At 44.2% G+C, this 15,845-nt stretch carries 20 protein-coding genes; 3 read left to right on the top strand and 17 right to left on the bottom strand.

Translation table 11 applies throughout. The annotated features are described in order from the left end of the window. Positions 1 to 21: 21 nt before the first annotated feature. From NFR88_RS09180 to NFR88_RS09225, 10 genes are all read right to left on the bottom strand, one after another. Positions 22 to 198 carry a hypothetical protein gene (locus tag NFR88_RS09180; protein ID WP_016306487.1) on the bottom strand — a complete coding sequence of 59 codons (177 nt, stop codon included), beginning with the start codon at positions 196 to 198 and terminating at the stop codon, positions 22 to 24. A 133-nt stretch (positions 199 to 331) separates the two neighbouring features. Then, positions 332 to 535: a hypothetical protein gene (locus tag NFR88_RS09185; RefSeq protein ID WP_251615368.1), complete on the bottom strand. Its 204-nt coding sequence runs from the start codon at positions 533 to 535 to the stop codon at positions 332 to 334. Between the two features lie 507 nt (positions 536 to 1,042). Continuing rightward, the gene (locus tag NFR88_RS09190; RefSeq protein ID WP_251615371.1) at positions 1,043 to 1,465 is read right to left on the bottom strand and encodes an RNA polymerase sigma factor; all 423 of its coding nucleotides are present in this window, start codon (positions 1,463 to 1,465) and stop codon (positions 1,043 to 1,045) included. Positions 1,466 to 1,946: 481 nt separating this feature from the next. Then, positions 1,947 to 2,315 carry a YxeA family protein gene (locus tag NFR88_RS09195; RefSeq protein WP_251615372.1) on the bottom strand — a complete coding sequence of 123 codons (369 nt, stop codon included), beginning with the start codon at positions 2,313 to 2,315 and terminating at the stop codon, positions 1,947 to 1,949. Positions 2,316 to 2,331: 16 nt separating this feature from the next. Beyond that, the gene (locus NFR88_RS09200; protein WP_251615374.1) at positions 2,332 to 3,111 is read right to left on the bottom strand and encodes an ABC transporter permease; all 780 of its coding nucleotides are present in this window, start codon (positions 3,109 to 3,111) and stop codon (positions 2,332 to 2,334) included. A 1-nt stretch (position 3,112) separates the two neighbouring features. After that, positions 3,113 to 3,898, bottom strand: a complete 786-nt coding sequence (locus tag NFR88_RS09205) for an ABC transporter permease (protein ID WP_014080808.1) — start codon at positions 3,896 to 3,898, stop codon at positions 3,113 to 3,115. Then, positions 3,891 to 4,817: an ABC transporter ATP-binding protein gene (locus NFR88_RS09210; RefSeq protein WP_007860248.1), complete on the bottom strand. Its 927-nt coding sequence runs from the start codon at positions 4,815 to 4,817 to the stop codon at positions 3,891 to 3,893. The genes NFR88_RS09205 and NFR88_RS09210 overlap by 8 nt, the downstream gene beginning before the upstream one ends. A gap of 134 nt (positions 4,818 to 4,951) precedes the next feature. After that, positions 4,952 to 5,869: a sensor histidine kinase gene (locus NFR88_RS09215; RefSeq protein ID WP_120393685.1), complete on the bottom strand. Its 918-nt coding sequence runs from the start codon at positions 5,867 to 5,869 to the stop codon at positions 4,952 to 4,954. A 5-nt stretch (positions 5,870 to 5,874) separates the two neighbouring features. Further along, positions 5,875 to 6,567, bottom strand: a complete 693-nt coding sequence (locus NFR88_RS09220; protein WP_251615376.1) for a response regulator transcription factor — start codon at positions 6,565 to 6,567, stop codon at positions 5,875 to 5,877. Next, entirely contained in the window at positions 6,560 to 6,748 is a 189-nt protein-coding gene (locus NFR88_RS09225) for a helix-turn-helix domain-containing protein (protein WP_120393687.1), read from the bottom strand. Before NFR88_RS09225 ends, NFR88_RS09220 begins: the two co-directional genes overlap by 8 nt. Positions 6,749 to 7,026: 278 nt before the next feature. On the opposite strand from NFR88_RS09225, the gene NFR88_RS15240 reads away from it, so the two are divergent. Next, positions 7,027 to 7,260, top strand: a complete 234-nt coding sequence (locus tag NFR88_RS15240; RefSeq protein ID WP_016306488.1) for a hypothetical protein — start codon at positions 7,027 to 7,029, stop codon at positions 7,258 to 7,260. 286 nt (positions 7,261 to 7,546) lie between these two features. Here NFR88_RS15240 and NFR88_RS09235 read toward each other — a convergent pair whose 3' ends face one another. Then, positions 7,547 to 8,554, bottom strand: a complete 1,008-nt coding sequence (locus NFR88_RS09235) for a PDDEXK nuclease domain-containing protein (RefSeq protein ID WP_004064250.1) — start codon at positions 8,552 to 8,554, stop codon at positions 7,547 to 7,549. Positions 8,555 to 9,149: 595 nt separating this feature from the next. On the opposite strand from NFR88_RS09235, the gene NFR88_RS09240 reads away from it, so the two are divergent. Beyond that, positions 9,150 to 9,383: a helix-turn-helix domain-containing protein gene (locus tag NFR88_RS09240; protein WP_160202346.1), complete on the top strand. Its 234-nt coding sequence runs from the start codon at positions 9,150 to 9,152 to the stop codon at positions 9,381 to 9,383. A 505-nt stretch (positions 9,384 to 9,888) separates the two neighbouring features. Here the strand turns inward: NFR88_RS09240 and kce are convergent. From kce to NFR88_RS09265, 5 genes are all read right to left on the bottom strand, one after another. Then, positions 9,889 to 10,719 (bottom strand): 3-keto-5-aminohexanoate cleavage enzyme, encoded by an 831-nt coding sequence (kce, locus tag NFR88_RS09245; RefSeq protein WP_160202345.1) that lies wholly within the window; start codon positions 10,717 to 10,719, stop codon positions 9,889 to 9,891. Positions 10,720 to 10,904: 185 nt separating this feature from the next. Further along, positions 10,905 to 11,765 carry an RNase adapter RapZ gene (gene rapZ, locus NFR88_RS09250; RefSeq protein ID WP_160202344.1) on the bottom strand — a complete coding sequence of 287 codons (861 nt, stop codon included), beginning with the start codon at positions 11,763 to 11,765 and terminating at the stop codon, positions 10,905 to 10,907. A 15-nt stretch (positions 11,766 to 11,780) separates the two neighbouring features. After that, the gene (locus NFR88_RS09255; protein WP_251615378.1) at positions 11,781 to 12,527 is read right to left on the bottom strand and encodes a PHP domain-containing protein; all 747 of its coding nucleotides are present in this window, start codon (positions 12,525 to 12,527) and stop codon (positions 11,781 to 11,783) included. After that, complete coding sequence (gene murB, locus NFR88_RS09260) at positions 12,517 to 13,392, bottom strand: UDP-N-acetylmuramate dehydrogenase (RefSeq protein ID WP_251615380.1); 876 nt, start codon at positions 13,390 to 13,392, stop codon at positions 12,517 to 12,519. Before murB ends, NFR88_RS09255 begins: the two co-directional genes overlap by 11 nt. Continuing rightward, positions 13,393 to 14,628, bottom strand: coding sequence for an AI-2E family transporter (locus NFR88_RS09265; RefSeq protein ID WP_160202341.1), 1,236 nt, complete (start codon positions 14,626 to 14,628; stop codon positions 13,393 to 13,395). Between the two features lie 217 nt (positions 14,629 to 14,845). Here NFR88_RS09265 and NFR88_RS09270 point away from each other — a divergent pair, with 217 nt between their 5' ends. Beyond that, positions 14,846 to 15,085, top strand: coding sequence for a hypothetical protein (locus tag NFR88_RS09270; RefSeq protein WP_160202340.1), 240 nt, complete (start codon positions 14,846 to 14,848; stop codon positions 15,083 to 15,085). 96 nt (positions 15,086 to 15,181) lie between these two features. Here NFR88_RS09270 and NFR88_RS09275 read toward each other — a convergent pair whose 3' ends face one another. Beyond that, the gene (locus NFR88_RS09275; RefSeq protein ID WP_160202339.1) at positions 15,182 to 15,826 is read right to left on the bottom strand and encodes a Fic family protein; all 645 of its coding nucleotides are present in this window, start codon (positions 15,824 to 15,826) and stop codon (positions 15,182 to 15,184) included. Positions 15,827 to 15,845: the final 19 nt, after the last annotated feature.

Consider the following 15,845-nt stretch of genomic DNA (forward strand, 5'->3'; position numbering starts at 1 on the left):
GGACAACAATGTTGCGAATGATTAGGGAAATCTGTCTCCATATTTGCTGAACACCTCGTAAAGACAACGCTCAATTTCTTTTCTGCGCTGTTCTTTCTCCTTCGGGGGAAGTACCGGCGTGAGGCTTTCCAGCACAATGATCTTCCCTTGAAATGCGACAGACTTTGTTTCTCGTTCATAAGCGACAGTTTGCGTCATTGAAAACCTCCTTTGCGAAAGTGCGTGTATATGCCAGCCTTTCCCACTTGTCCCGTGGGGAAATGTCAAAAGACGGCACCCAGCAGGTGCCGCCCTTTGAGCTTTCTCCACTTCGGGTCGATGTGGCCCGAGGTCAGTAAGGACTGGAATGGTACTTTTCTTTGGCGTCCTCCACGCTATTGAGGTCAAATACTTCATAAAGCTGCCCCACAACACGCTGTATATCCTTCTTTGAAAATCCGCAGTCCTCCATTGCCATAATGACATAACCACGGCAGGCGTCATTGCTCCATTCGTCAGGTTCCAAGCCGAGGATCATTCCAAACGCATTTCCCATAAAGTGCTCCTTTTTTGAAAAGATGGGGAGCCACGCCGGATCGGTTGGCCTATCATCAGACAGCATTGCCGGGAGCTCCCCATAGGTTTTCACTTCATTTCAGACACATCGGACGGACATAGGCTTCATGCCCCATAGTATTTCAACTCTCCCCATTCTGATGGCAAGGCGTTCTCATTGCCTGCGACGGCTCACGGCTTGCAAGGCCGCTTCAACGCTCGGACTGTGACTAAACGCAAGTATCCGGGTTCTGCGCCTGTTCCGGTGGAGCCAGCCTTGCCCCACCTATGGCATGGACCTGTTCGCTCGCTCAGTTTTACAAAGACTGTATTCTCTGAAATCCGAGGTCATGGCGGGTCTGTCACACAGCGCGTTCCCCTTCGTATCCGGGTGTCTTTTTATTCAATTTTCAATCTGCATGAGGCTTGTCTGAACCTCGGGCCATTGTGACCCGAAGTGTTTTACCTCTCATAAGCCATTTCATTTTCCGGCCTAAATCGGTACGCCTTACAAAGAATTTTTCAAAATTTTTTCTAAGTGCCGCAGACCTCGCTCGATTGCGACACGAACCACTTTTTCATGGACGCCCTCTGCTCGTGCAATATCCTGTTTGGTCATGCCGAGAATGAAATGAGCATAAATCCGTTTTGCCTGTTTGTCCGGCAGACTGGAAATCGCTGCGTGAAGCTCCTGCATGGTCACTTTCCGCTCATACAGTTCATGGGGAGATAAGGCGACAAAGACAGCTTCATGTTCCAGCCCGTCATCCCGATCAAGGGAATAGTAGGCTTTGTGGCGGTATGTACGCAGCCGGTACGCAGCCTCTTTACGATCAAACTCTTTGAACATTTCTTCAACTTCTTCCGATACTTCCATGAAGCAATCCGATGTATAGAATGGGTAATAGTCCCGCAAATTGATAATAGCCATATTGACCTCCGTTTCGGTTGTTGGTTGACGAGTGACCGAAACGAAGGCGGCGGGGAGCGGCACCGGGGAATGGCTTCGGGCCAACATGACCCGAAGCAGCCCCATAAGAACGCAAAAGCGCCCGGGCGGCATGAAGCCACACGGACGCATGAAATGACATGATAGTTAAGGTTCCAACAAATTTCGCATACATAGCCGGAATAACCCGGAGGGGGAGCTACGCTTTTTTTAGCTGGTGTAGGTCATGGGTACTGTGAAAAAAGACAAAAATAGACACGGCGGCAATCCTCCTATATGCCGCCGTGGATTTACACGGTGTTAGGTCGTCGTTGGTTTAGGATAGACGAAAAGAAACGGCGGCTCTGAAAATCAAAGCCGCCGCTTCGTAGGCGCATGGAAATGTGTCTGCTGTACGACAGCTTTTTTCTTTTGCCGTCGTGCGGCAGATAATATTTTAGGTGATAATCAATTATCGTTCTCTTTATTGCGGTGCTGTATAGTTTTTTTGTACGACTGCGGGAAGCTCGTCATACTGAACTTCAATCCATTCCAGCACACCACGAAGGGGCATTACCGTCAGGCGAATAAAAGCGTCCTCTTTCAATTTCCTCGATGTTCCAAAGGTAATGTCCTTTTCGTTTCCGACCTCGTCATAACAACGCAGCGTGTAGGAGTAGTCCATGCTTCCCCCGAAGTTAATTACACCTCCGGCAGATTCCGTCTGCTCGATTTTGGTGTTGTCGATCTGTGAATAGTAATAGGTGCTGCCTGCACCCGAAAGCAGGAAAATGCCAAAACAGATTGCCACGAAAGCAACGGCGCCAATCCCAATCAATATTTTTTTCTTCATGTGTAAGTCCTCCTGTTTACCAGCCTTTTTTGAGGGCGGTTTTTTTCGGCTTTTTAGCAACTTTTGCGGATGAAACATTTTTTGTTGTAACTACAATAGCCGCAGAAATCAATAAGACAACTATCATACTTAGGCTGCATAAGCCTATATTCCAATGGACAGCCACATCATGGCTTCGGTACTGGATCAGCCCCATGCTCGCTGTAATCGGATAGAGATTTGCAAGAGACATATTTCCGGCTGCGAACATTCCCCCGTAGCCATAGACAAATGCAAGAATGACACCTATCATGTGTCCGTTAGGAATACGGGCAGTAAAGGCTATAATTGGCGTTACGGCTATATACAAAAATAAGGTATTAAGGGTAATCTGTATCAAAGCCTGTATTACGACTGTTACCGAAAATCCCGGAAAACCAACAAGTAATTCCGCAGCGACAGTAAAAACGGTACTTGCTATACCTAAAAATACGGACAGGAAACCACAAACAATCAGTTTTCCACCAATCAATGCAGGGTAGGAAATAGGTATTGTCATAATGCTTTTTAAGGTATCATCTGATTTTTCACGAGCAATAATATATCCTGCAATCAGAGTAATACACATAGGAAAGATTGTTGTCGTATTGTTTTGAATAACCCGCTCTACCAAATGCGGAAACGTCCAAACTGTATCGTCTAATGCGATAGAGCTAAAAAGAGTAATTCCGACAGAAAGAAGCATTAACAGAATACCTGCCCAAATGATATGATACCGCTTTAACTTCCATAATTCTGTTTTAATGATCCGATACATTTTATTCCCCCCTTTTCTTGTATAAGAAGTCGATCAATGAGATTGATGCAACAGCCATTATCCCAAGAATGATAACCGTCTGAAAGGTTGAGGGAATAATTGCTTCCAAGGCATTTACATTCAATGGAAACCCATGTTTCACCATATCTCCCGCACCCCAGAGCGTTGTAAGCGGGATAGGCATGAGCCAACATAACCATTTAGGCAATGTTCCGAACAATGTTTCGACGGTAAGGCTCACTACACTGTAAAACACACATAGCAGAATGGAGAAGATGTATGTTTTGCTGAAAAAGACCACAAGTACGATAATCGGCAAAGTTCCCGCTGTAATGAATATTCCAAGTTCAACTGCAACAAGTAGTTTATAGGTAAGACCATGCACTTCCATTGAGAAACTGCCGCAAACAATGGTAGCAAGCATGGAAGCAAGGCAAAAGATAACTCCAAAAATAAATAGCACAATGATCTTTGCCATAATCATCTGTGTACTTGTTACCGGGATTGTGCGTAAATTTTTGAAAGTGTCATTGTCCCGTTCCATAAAAAACAGCATTGCTGCAATGACACCGATGATACACGGCAAGAGAAAAATAACGCCATATCCCATAACCATATTGAACAATCCATCAAAAAGGACTGATTTATTTGGGTACTTCTCCAACATTCTCGGTGTTGCCATCAGAAAGGTAATGGGAATAGGAAATAAAAAAGCGGACAAAAACACAAGCGGGATGATTTTTTTTCTCTTCAATTTCGCGAACTCACATTGAACCAGTTTAAGCAATTCCCTCACCCCCTGTTACTCTCTTGAAATAATCCTCAAGACTTTCTTCACAGGTATGCGCCTCTGATACCTCCAATCCGTTTTCTACAAAGGCAGTTACAATTTTCCCCACAGGTAGATCAAGGTTGTGCAGGCGCAAATTGTGGTCGTCCTGTATGGAGAAATGGTTTTCATGGAAATTGCGTTCCAAAATTCTTGCCGCCTGTGCAGTATCAGAGAGCGTAAACCGGATATGCTTACTGCTTTTTTGCTCCAGCTCAGCAAGGCTTTCTTCTTCCAGCAATGCGCCGTGGTCGATAATCCCAATATCGTCAGCCAGCAGGGAAATCTCCGAAAGAATGTGACTGGAAATCAGAATCGTTTTTCCTCTTGCGTCGCAAAGCTCCCGGATAAAGGAGCGTACTTCTGCAATACCGATGGGATCAAGTCCGTTGATTGGCTCATCCAAAATCAAAAGTTCTGGATCGTGCATCACGGCAAGGGCGATGGCAAGCCGCTGCTTCATACCAAGAGAATACTGAGAAAAGAGCTTTTTATCTTTGTAGGGCAGTCCTACCAGATCCAGAGCATCTTTGATGGCATGATTGTTTGGTACCCCCCGCAGGGTGGCAAAGATACGCAGGTTCTCTGTGCCGGTCAGATTAGGATAAAAGCCGGGGGACTCAATCAGGCTGCCGATACGGGGCAGCAGCTTCTTTTCATTCCCCTGCAAAGATTTTCCCCAGATTTTTACCTCTCCGGAAGTCGGCTTCGTTAAGCCCAACAGCATTTTCATGGTAGTGGTTTTTCCGGCTCCGTTTCTGCCCAGCAGACCATAAATTCTCCCACGCTTCACATGGATATTTAAGTCAGCCACACTCTTTTGTGAGCCGTATTGCTTCGTCAGATTTTTTGTTTCAATGATGTAATTTGTATCCATATTCAAAACCTCCTGTTCTGTAAGGTATTCTATCACGCCAACCTTGCATTAACCTTGCCACAACCTTGCATTAACCTTGCAATTTGAAATCCGGCAAAATGACAAAGGCTCCCGCCATAAAGACGGGAACGCGCTTAAATCTCCAAAGGAAAAAGCAACATAAATGCAGTTCCTTTTCCCGGAAAACTTTCAACTGTTATGCTTCCACCCATCTTTTCTACAAGCTGATGGACAATAGAAAGACCAAGACCGCTGCCTTTTTCAGACCGGCCTTTATCACACTTATAAAGCCGTTCAAAAATGTGTTTCAAATCTTCTTTCTCAATTCCCACTCCATTATCCGCCAGCAGCAGCTCCATGTTATTTTCCTTCTTTGACAGGACAATTTTGATTTTGTCCGCATGGCTGTGAGCGATTACATTTTGAATGAGATTATTGATGATCCTCATATAGCTGTCCATATCCAGTCTTACCCAGACAGGCTGTTCAGGAATATCAATATCATAATCAACCTGTTTATCCTCAAAAATCGGTATCCAGTCAATCAGGATATTTCTTGTCAGCTCTGCGGCCTCAACAGGCTGGATTTCCAAAGCGAACTCGTCGGAATTTAACTTGAACCAGTCAAAGAGTACATCAATATATTCTTTCAAATCATGGGCTTTCCGGCGGGCGGTTTCAATATAATCATCCCGGTCTTTTCCTGTGACCAGTCCTTTGTGTGCAGCATCAAGATACCCAATCAGAGTGGTAAGGGGCGTCCGAACATCGTGAGAAAGGCTCGTCATAAGCTGGCGGTTGGTTTCTTCTGTCTGCCGGACAATCGAAAGTCTGCTTTCATAGGCCACAACGATCTCATTGATTTCATAGGCAAGAGGTGCGGTCAGTTCATTTGTTGCAGACAAAATACGCCGATTGCCATTTCCATTTTTCACATCAACCAGAGCGTCGGTCATTTCTGCTATTTGCTTTTTTACGCGCCGAACGAGAACGATGGAAGTCAACACAGCCACAACAGCAATCACAATGGACAAGAAAACGATGATTTCCATGCCGGCTACACCTCCTTATTAAAGCGGTAGCCAATCCCTTTGACCGTTTGGATATACTTTGGACTGGAAGGATTGACTTCTAATTTTTTACGAAGCCGACTGATAATCGCCATAATGTTACTGTCATCATAGAAATATTCTTCGCCCCATACTTCCTCATAAATCTGCTGTTTTGTCAAAATTTTTCCTTGATGCTTTGCACAGTACAGGAGCAGATCAAATTCCTTTGGCGGAAGTTCAAAAGTGCCGTTTTCCGTAGTGACAGAACGATTTTCAAGGTCAATTTGCAATCCGTCAAAATCCAGTTTTTGCATGGCTCCGGCTTGCTGATTAAAGCGGGTGTAGCGGCGAATGAGGGACGCAATACGGGCAATCAGTTCGTCCATATCAAACGGCTTTGTCAGATAATCGTCCGCACCGGCCCGTAACCCCCGCACTTTAGAAGCACTGTCATTTTTGGATGTGAACATCAAAATCGGCAGGCTGTTTTCTTTGCGGATTTCTTCCAGCGTTTCAAAGCCATCCATACCGGGCATCATCACATCCAGCACCACAAGCTGATATTTCTGCTCTTTTAATTTCTGCAATCCTTCTTTTCCGGTATTACAAAAATCGGCTTCTATATGTTCTGATTGTACGCTGCGTTTAATCAAAGCGCACAGTTCTCTGTCATCATCTATAATCAAAATTTTATTCATGGCGCAACTCCTTCCCTTGTCTTGTCCGCCCATCAATCGGCTTCTCCGCAGTTTTAGGGATCAGCCAAACACCGGCCATTTTTACAGCGCCGGGGATACGCCCTCCAGCGCAATAATAATTTACCCTACGAGGTGTCACGCCCCACTTTTCGGCGGCCTCTTTCAATGTCATATAGTCCATTTCGCACCTCCACAGGATATATTATAGTTCTCTACCTCGAATAATACAAGTTAGAGCCTACACGGATGCGAAATAAAATACTACTTAATGTAAAATTTCATTACATTCTCATAATCTAACACGAAATGTAGAATGATATAGGGTGATATGAGAATGAACCAAGATGAAAGAAGGTTTGACTTTCACGGCCTCGGGGCGGCTCTCAAAAGAGCCAGAGAAGAAAAGGCTGGACGCAAGCCTATGTTGCGGAATTAGTAGACCGTGACTCCCGTACCATTATGAATATTGAGAACAAAGGTCAGTATCCCAGCTTCGACCTTTTTGTTAAACTCATTACCATGTTTGACGTTTCAGTTGACCAGTTTATTCATGCGGACGGAGGGGCAAGGTCAAGCTCTTGCAGAAAGCACATTGATGTACTTCTAAACTCCATGAATGAAAAAGAGCTTGTCGTGATAGAAGCCACAGCCGAAGGCATTAAGAAAGCCAGAGAAACGGAGGTTCCAGAATAAGGGCCTCTGTTTTTTGCGCCATTTTAGGGGCTGCCGCTAAGTGGCAAGCAGGGCAACTGTGGCCACACAGTTGCTATTTTTACGTTCCGGCCTTCCGGCCAGAACGTAAAAATCTGCTTGTTGGGGAGCCTCTCCAAACCCGGCTTCGGGCCAACATGGCCCGAAATGTCAGCGTCGCGTTGCTCCTTATATTAGCTTGAGGTTATAAAAATAGCAGAGGCTCATTATAATCCCCTGCTATTTCTGTACTAACATAATAAATTGATTTTTTGAAAAACTCTCAACGTCATTGAGAGTTTTTATCCTCATCCACCATTTCCGTTAATTCCTCAAGTTTCTTTTGTAAGATTTCCTTGCTGATTAGTTTCGTCCTATATTCGGAAATCATGGTTGGACTCATATTCCGGCTCAGGGCATATTCAACAACGTCCTCGTCCTTACTCTTGCAAAGAATAATGCCAACGCTGGGATTTTCGTGGGGCTTCTTTACATCCCGGTCTAACGCTTCAAGATAAAACTGCATTTTTCCCAAGTATTCCGGTTTGAAATCATCAATTTTCAACTCAATTGCAACAAGGCATTGTAGCTCCCTATGAAAAAAGATTAAATCCGTATAATAGTCGTTCTTTCCTACTTGAAGATGATATTCTTCTCCCATAAAAATAAAATCCCTGCCAATTTCCAGTAAAAATTTTTTCATGTTCTTCAAAATGGCCTTTTTCAAATCATATTCCCTATAAGGCTCGGGCAGATCTAAAAACTCCAACATATACATGTCTCTGATTATGTTCGCAGGCGCAGCATGGGATATGGCGGAAGGCGCTTTACCGTCTGATAGCATTAAACGCTCATAATATCCGCTGTCAATCTGCCGTTCCAGTTCTTTTGCTTTATACTTTTCCCGAGAGGCCAGCTTCAAATAGAATAATCTCTCTGCATCCGATTTTGTCTTTGACATGATATGCAAATTATTTGACCATGTATTTTCTCTTAGCAGAGTTCCTAACTCTGGCTTGTCACAATAAGTTTCAAAGAACTGCTTCATGCGCCAGATATTCTGTGGGGAATAGCCTCTAATCCCTGGTTCCTGCGTCAGAATGTATTCAGAAAGTGCCTTTACGGTAGAACGTCCCCAGCCATCCTGTACGGCCTTATTGGAAACAAATTCTCCAATTCCCCAATAAAGGTCAATCATTGTGGCATTCACTTGATAGGCAGCTTTCCGGCGGGCATCTGCTATCATTTGCAGAATGGCATGAAAATCACTTTGATAGTTTAATGCTAAATCGTCCATACATTTCCCTCGTTCCGATAGTCTGTTGGGATAATTATATCATGGAATATGCTCAGGATGAAGATATATTTTTCCATTTAGAAAATATGTTATACCAGCTTAGTTTAAATTTTAATACCTTAGTGTTACGAAATACTTCATAAAACAAGAGGCAAAGGTATAAAAATACTCAGCCTTTGGAAACCACGCAGATAATGCTTGAAACTAAACGGCTTCTATATGGCCAAATCGTAACAGCCATACTCCCTTTTTAATCATTTTTACCAGCTGGAAAAGAATATTTGGTTGGAATTCAAATATGTCAGTGTCATATTCAGCTTATCAACCTTCGGGCCAACTTGGCTCGAAGCTGGAGCATGTAATCATTACATTTCAGAAAAATGAAATACCGCTCTTTGGAAGAGCGGTAGAAGTTGTAGGTTGGCAGTCCATTTTTATTGTAATCCTTTGTACACTGAAGCAACCGTTGGTTATGTGAGGAAAACCGTTGCATAGTTTTTAGGTCAATTTGACCTATTCCCCTTTTTACTATTGACATTACTTTACAACTTATGTCATACCAAAACCATCAAGAACGAAAGGAGGTAAATAGGATATGTCATTACAAACATTTGACCAAGTAGCCATGGGTATGCGGATCTGTCTCAGCAGAGAACATGCAGCACTTTCCAGAGAACAGTTAGCTGAATGTCTGGGTATTACGCCAAAATTTCTCGCTAACATTGAGCGCGGCAGCAGAGGACTCTCAATGCAAAAATTCATACTGCTGGTTCAAATCCTGAATGTTTCCGCTGATTATTTAATCTTCGGAAATAATGCTGAAGACTAGCTGATGTAAAGCTGTAAATCTATCAGTTGCCACGCACTGGTAGAAAGACTAAAGACATCGCGAAAGCGGTGTCTTTGTCTACTTCGTTCAATCTCTTCCTGCCTGCACTTCTGAAACAAAGATTCCCTTTGCAGAACTTTACCCTTTGCAGGCGCCAAAAAAGGAAAAAGTATTTATCGTTACAACTCAATTAACGCCTCCACGGCTATTTCGCATTAACTTTTGAACTGAGAAGTATTTCTGTCCAAGAAAATTTGATGAATTTCTTTCTAGTTTCTTTAAACGTTCACCAAATGTCTCACTTTCCATTCTGATTCACTGCGCCATACGAAAATTTTCCTTTTTTTGCACGGATAAAGGGCAAAATTCTGCAAAAGCAAAAAACACTTCGTTTGCTGAACTCCACCATCCTAGAAGTTAACATGACCAGCAGCCATATATATAAGCACAGCAAAAGCCGCCGGTATAATCCCCCAGCGGCTTTAAAGATCTTTGCTTAATATACTTATTTCAGTGGAGCAAGACCCAGAATTTCTCTTGCTTCAGCAGGTGTAGCAACTTCTCTGCCGAGCAGCTTAGCCAGTTCTACAACCTTAGCGACCATCTGTCCATTGGATTCAGCTAAAACGCCTTTTTCCATGTAAAGGTTATCTTCGAAACCTACACGAACGTGTCCGCCTAAGGAAATAGTAGCAGCAGCGATGTGCCAAGCGTTCTTGCCAAGACCTGTTGCAGTCCAGGTGGAACCTTCAGGAATGGATTCTACCATGTAAACCAGGTCTCTGATGGTAGCGCTCATCTGTACGCCCAGTACGAAGTCCCAGTGAATTGGCTTAGGCAGGAAACCCTTCTTGTGTGCAGTCTTCATAGCAATATCAATCATACCCTTGTCGAATACTTCACATTCAGGCTTAATGCCCCTTTCCTGCATGATCTTTGCAAAGTTGACAATTGTGTTGTCAGTGTTTACAAAGATTTCGTCTCCGCCGAAGTTGCAGGTACCACAGTCTAAAGTAGCCATTTCTGGAGTTGGAACTACCTCTGTGGACTGTAATCTTTCCAAATCGGTCATACCAACAGCACCGCCGGTGGAAGGCTGAATGATTGCGTCCGGACATTCTTTTCTGATTGCATCGATACATTCCTGGAATCTGCCCTTATCCTGAGTTGGTGTACCGTCATCCCATCTAACGTGCAGGTGGATTAAGGATGCGCCGGCATCATAAGCAGATTTTGCTTCTCTAACGATTTCTTCTACAGTGTAAGGAACGTTCGGATTCTGTTCCTTGGTTACTTCTGCGCCGCAAATGCAAGCACTGATAATTAATTTGTCCATTGGTCTTCTCCTTTATAAATATATTCTTCTTCACGCAAGATAATCTGCGCAATGCTCCTCTTCAAACTAGCATACATGTAGTATACCATAAATTCCACTTCCTGGGTAGGGGTGAAATTCAGAAATCCCTGCTCCTCTGCCCGATTCTGCGGCAGTGAGTCGACAATGAATCACCTGCCCATCGCTTACAAATCCCTATGCCGCAGCGTAACACGGTAACCTTTTTCACGAAAAACCTCCGCCATATGATTTGCCATGGTAACAGACCGGTGCTGACCGCCTGTGCAGCCGAAAGCAACGTTCAGATGGTACTTGCCTTCTTTTATATAGCATGGAATAACAGTGTCCATCATAACAGTAAGCTGCGCTGCAAAATCCTTTGCAATCTGCTGCTTCATCACATACTGAAAGACCTTTTTATTGTTGCCTGTCAACCGCTTCAAGCTTGGCACATAGTACGGGTTTGGAATAAACCGCATATCAAATACCAGATCTGTTTCAATCGGAATACCATGCTTATATCCAAAAGACGTCACGTTGACCGAAAAAGTGGTCTGCGGATTTTCACCAACGAAAATTCTTTCCATCTCGTTCTTAAACCCTGCTGTTTTCATATTGGTGGTATCGATGATGTAGTCAGCGCGTCTGCGAAGTTCCAAAAGCTGTTCTCGTTCCTTTTCGATGACTTCACGCGTGGTGGAACCTGCCGAAAGCGGATGGCTGCGCCGAGTCTCGTTATATCTCTTAATTAAGGTTTCATCGGAAGCTTCGATAAACAAAATCTTGCAGCTGACCGCAGGACTCTCCGACAAAAATTCCAGACACTGATTTAAATCACCAAAAAACTCGCCGCCTCGCACGTCAACCACGAAAGCCGCCTTTTCAATGCGCTGCCCCGAATAAGCAGCCAAATCAATAAAATTCTTCATCAGTGCAGGCGGCATATTATCCACACAGTAATAGCCCTGATCCTCAAACCAGTCTGCCGCATTGGTCTTCCCCGCACCTGAAAGACCCGTCACGATGACTACTTTCATCTTCTCCATGCAAAATTCTCCCTGTTACTTCACCAAAGCAATATTCACAATTCTTTCTATGTCAAGCCCAGCCTCAAGCGCTCGCTCCACACCGCCTGCAAAGCTTCCCACTCTGCCCGGGGTATGTGCATCACTGCTGATTACAAAGTTTGCCTCTGTCTTTGCCGCAATTCTGATTTCCTCCACAGTCAAATGGGTATGCCATGTGCTGATTTCCATCAGCGTATCGGTCTCAGCACAGGCTGCCGCAATCGCTGCAATATCAAACCTGCCCTTATCTCCTGGGTGGGTCAGAATCCGCATATCATTCTCATAAAGAGCCTTTAGGGTCATATCTGTATTCTTTGCAAGCAGTTTTCTACCGGTACGCTGACCCGCAAAACCATGGGAATCCAGCCAGTTTCCTATACAATAACCGTGAGGGATTCCATAGTGATAACCGCCGATGATAAAATCAAAATACTGCAATTCTTCAGTATTCACATCCAGATATGGCTCCCTTGCCACCACATTTGCTTCCACACCAAGATAAATGTCTATCTGCGGATAAATATTCCGCAGTCTGTCCACTTCCGCACGCATCACCGGAAAATCACTTCTCTTTACACCATAAGTTAAATGTCCCGGTCCATGATCTGTAATAGCAATCCCGGAAAGCCCTGCGGCAACTGCCGCTTTGACATTATCTTCGATGGACCCTTTACCGTGAGAAAAGGTAGTATGGGTGTGATAGTCAAAGATCATTTTGTATTGTCTGCCTTTAATCTCCAATAATTCTTACCTCCGGTTCCAGTTGAACACCAAATTGGTCGAAAACCGTATTCTGTACAAGATGCATCAGGTCGATGATATCCGTTGCCGTTGCACCGCCCTTGTTCACAATAAATCCGCTGTGAAGCTCAGACACCTGCGCACCACCTACAGAAATCCCCTTCAGTCCTGCATCCTGAATCAGCTTACCTGCAAAAAAGCCCTCCGGTCTTTTGAAAAAGCTTCCGGCGCTTGGATACTGCACCGGCTGCTTTTCGTTGCGCCGCCTGGTCAACTCCCGCATAGTATCCGAAATCTCTGCGGAATCTCCTTTAGACAGACGAAGCACTACCGAGACCGCCACCTCACCGGTCTCTTGTAAAATGCTATGGCGATAGGAAAAATCCATTTCCGCGCCGGACACCGTTCGCAAAATGCGACCGTCTCTGCTGACCAGATTCACACTTTCGACGATATCTTTCATCTCGCCACCGTAAGCACCTGCATTCATAAATACAGCGCCGCCAATGCTGCCCGGAATACCGCTTGCAAATTCAAAGCCAGTCAAAGACTCTGCCAGCGCAAACTTTGCCACAGAAGACATCAGTGCGCCGCAGCCGCAGACCAGCTTTTCCCCGGTTTCTCCATGAACCTTCACCTGATTAAAATTTTCACCCAGCTTCACCACTGTGCCAGCAAATCCGCTGTCCTTTACTAGCGTGTTAGAACCATTTCCAAGAATCAGATAAGGCTTCTGTTCTCTGTCAATCTCAGCAAGCACCTGCCTCAACTCATCTACAGACTCTACGATGATAAGTTCTGCAGCCTTTCCCCCTGCCTTAAAAGAAGTATACTCCTTCATCTCTATATTTTTTAATCTCTCCATCTATAATACGTCCTTCCTATTTATGTCATATTTGTTAAAGTCCTGATAATCCACTGTATCAGCTGGCATACTCTTGCGTATCAGCCGTTTTCTCAGATACTGGTTCAGATAGTAGAATACGATTGCACAAACCGGTACCCCCAGCACCATACCGACAAATCCAAAGAGCCCGCCGCCCATCAAAATGGCAAAAAGTACCCAGAAGCTGGCAAGACCAGTAGTTCCTCCCAGAATCTTCGGCCCCAGAATGTTTCCGTCAAACTGCTGCAGAGCCAAAATCAATAACAGGAAATACAGCGCCTGCATTGGACTGGAAAAGCAAATAATCACAGCTGACGGAACAGCACCGATAAACGGTCCAAAAAACGGAATAATATTGGTAACGCCCACAATAGTGCTGACCAGCACCGTATAAGGGAGTCCAAATATAGTCATCAGTATAAAACACAAAATCCCAATAATTAAAGAATCTATCAGCTTCCCGTTAATAAAGCCCCCAAAAGTCTTATTGCAGAAGTTCGCAAATTCCTGCAGCTCCTGCCCCTGCTTTCTGCTCATCGTTGCTGCAATCAGTTTCTTTGTCTGTGCCTTAAACTGCTCCTTGCTGTTAAGAAAATATACACAGATAATCACACCGATAAACATATCCATCAGAGTACGCACCGTTACGATGACTCCCTGAGAAATCTGGGTCATATATTCACCGATTCTTGGCAAAAACTCTGCCTCTGTCCAAGTCATAAAGGAATCTCTGGCCCTGCTTAAAATAGCCTCCGCCGTACCTGCAAGTTCCGGAAAGCGCTCCGCTGTAAAAGTATTCTCAATCCATAGAATCAAATCATTAAACTTATCCGGTGCCTCCTGCACCAGACCTACAATGCTGCGAATGGTCTCCGGCAGCACCATGGCAAAAAGTCCTCCAACCACACCGAAGAACACGAAAAGAGAAACCAGCGTTCCTACAACTCTGGCAAGACGAAATGCCGTTTTTTTCTCTCTGAATCTGCATGCCGAAACCCGGTACACTCTTCGCACCACCGCATTGTAAATCGGACAGAGCAAATATGCCACCACCAGACCAAAAATAAATGGGAATAATATGGAAGTGACCTCCGACCAGGCTTCTCTGATACTATCTAAATGTATAATACACTCAAACAGCACAATCAGTGCTGCACCAGAAGCAAAAATAGTAAGCCCCAGTTTTGCATAATGACTCTGAAAACGTTCTTTCAATGACTTACACCCCTATTTCTAATTCTCATTTTCATAAAACCTTTCGCCTATACTTCTATACTATTTTATACTACCACAAAACTCCTATCTTTACCATAATATCTCCCATAGAATATTCATAAATAGTTTTAAATTTTTATAAATTTCCCCTTGACAATTCCGCTTCAAGTTGTATAATTATTTTATCATTCAAATAAACATACGGAGGATATACACTATGCAAAAGAAACTTCATGCAGAATGTCCTACTTATCTTGAACTAGAACTGACAAACAACGAAATATCTATGATTAATGGCAAAGAACTGAATAAGGAAGGCGTCGAGCACGTCATCAACTATCTGGGACAAGAAGTAGATGTAAAGGCAGAAGACGTATTCGAAAAAGTCCAGATGCTAAATACCGTAAATGGTGTTGTTACTCTCAAACTTTATGACGGCATGGTAACTGCCGTATAACAACTTCATTTTATTCTACACTAAAAAGAACTGTTTTCCCGCCGGAAATCCGGCACCCCCAGGGAAACAGTTCTTTTGTTTATGTCTGCAAAAAATTTACAGCGGCGTTTCTTTACTTTCCGCCATCAGCCTGTTCAGTTTAAGGTTTTCCAAAATCCTTGATTCCCTGCCGAACCGCACATAATCCGCCAGAGCGCTGTTATACTCGCTCTCACTCAAGGTCAGAGGATACAAGTCCAGACCACAGTAAAGCAATTCATATTCCATCGCCGCACGGGCAATGAGTTCATTATACCTATCGAAAGGGTAGATTCTAATCAGCTCATTATGGACAAACACGGCAGCTTCCAGCCCGTTTACCACCGGGTGTGCATGAAGCCCGCGAAACAGCTTGGAAAGTTCTCCCTCGATTTCCTGCGGCAGTACCGGGTTATAGCTGAGGTGGGTCAAAATCGGTGTTCGTTTGCGAAACACCCCTTCCTCTCCTCCGGAAAACACACTGTAAAAACGCTGCAAAGTGCGCACGCAAAGTTCCTCTTCAATTCCTAAAACCCGTTCCATCTCCGTCAGCGCTTCCAGCAGATTGGTTACCAGCAGGTGCTCTTCCAGAGAGGCCTCCAGTACATATTCCCCTCCCGCAATTCGTGCCGCCTGCTCCATATCCATAGCACTTCCCGAAAGGCGCAGATTCATCAAAACCCATTGTATTCGCTTTTCATCTCTGTTCATATCTCGTTTCATACTATTATTTTAACACAAA

It is taken from the genome of Senimuribacter intestinalis (assembly GCF_943192965.1).
Classification (GTDB): Bacteria; Bacillota; Clostridia; order Peptostreptococcales; family Anaerovoracaceae; genus Senimuribacter; species Senimuribacter intestinalis.

Coding starts and splice junctions, on each gene's coding strand:
- rapZ (WP_160202344.1), bottom strand. CDS start 11,765: ATGGAGAAGATGAAAGTAGTCATCGTGACGGGTCTTTCAGGTGCGGGG.
- NFR88_RS09215 (WP_120393685.1), bottom strand. CDS start 5,869: ATGGAAATCATCGTTTTCTTGTCCATTGTGATTGCTGTTGTGGCTGTG.
- NFR88_RS09210 (WP_007860248.1), bottom strand. CDS start 4,817: ATGGATACAAATTACATCATTGAAACAAAAAATCTGACGAAGCAATAC.
- NFR88_RS09240 (WP_160202346.1), top strand. CDS start 9,150: ATGTCATTACAAACATTTGACCAAGTAGCCATGGGTATGCGGATCTGT.
- kce (WP_160202345.1), bottom strand. CDS start 10,719: ATGGACAAATTAATTATCAGTGCTTGCATTTGCGGCGCAGAAGTAACC.
- NFR88_RS09195 (WP_251615372.1), bottom strand. CDS start 2,315: ATGAAGAAAAAAATATTGATTGGGATTGGCGCCGTTGCTTTCGTGGCA.
- murB (WP_251615380.1), bottom strand. CDS start 13,392: ATGGAGAGATTAAAAAATATAGAGATGAAGGAGTATACTTCTTTTAAG.
- NFR88_RS09235 (WP_004064250.1), bottom strand. CDS start 8,554: ATGGACGATTTAGCATTAAACTATCAAAGTGATTTTCATGCCATTCTG.
- NFR88_RS09275 (WP_160202339.1), bottom strand. CDS start 15,826: ATGAAACGAGATATGAACAGAGATGAAAAGCGAATACAATGGGTTTTG.
- NFR88_RS09180 (WP_016306487.1), bottom strand. CDS start 198: ATGACGCAAACTGTCGCTTATGAACGAGAAACAAAGTCTGTCGCATTT.
- NFR88_RS09190 (WP_251615371.1), bottom strand. CDS start 1,465: ATGGCTATTATCAATTTGCGGGACTATTACCCATTCTATACATCGGAT.
- NFR88_RS09220 (WP_251615376.1), bottom strand. CDS start 6,567: ATGAATAAAATTTTGATTATAGATGATGACAGAGAACTGTGCGCTTTG.
- NFR88_RS15240 (WP_016306488.1), top strand. CDS start 7,027: ATGAATATTGAGAACAAAGGTCAGTATCCCAGCTTCGACCTTTTTGTT.
- NFR88_RS09185 (WP_251615368.1), bottom strand. CDS start 535: ATGGGAAATGCGTTTGGAATGATCCTCGGCTTGGAACCTGACGAATGG.
- NFR88_RS09270 (WP_160202340.1), top strand. CDS start 14,846: ATGCAAAAGAAACTTCATGCAGAATGTCCTACTTATCTTGAACTAGAA.
- NFR88_RS09200 (WP_251615374.1), bottom strand. CDS start 3,111: ATGTATCGGATCATTAAAACAGAATTATGGAAGTTAAAGCGGTATCAT.
- NFR88_RS09225 (WP_120393687.1), bottom strand. CDS start 6,748: ATGGACTATATGACATTGAAAGAGGCCGCCGAAAAGTGGGGCGTGACA.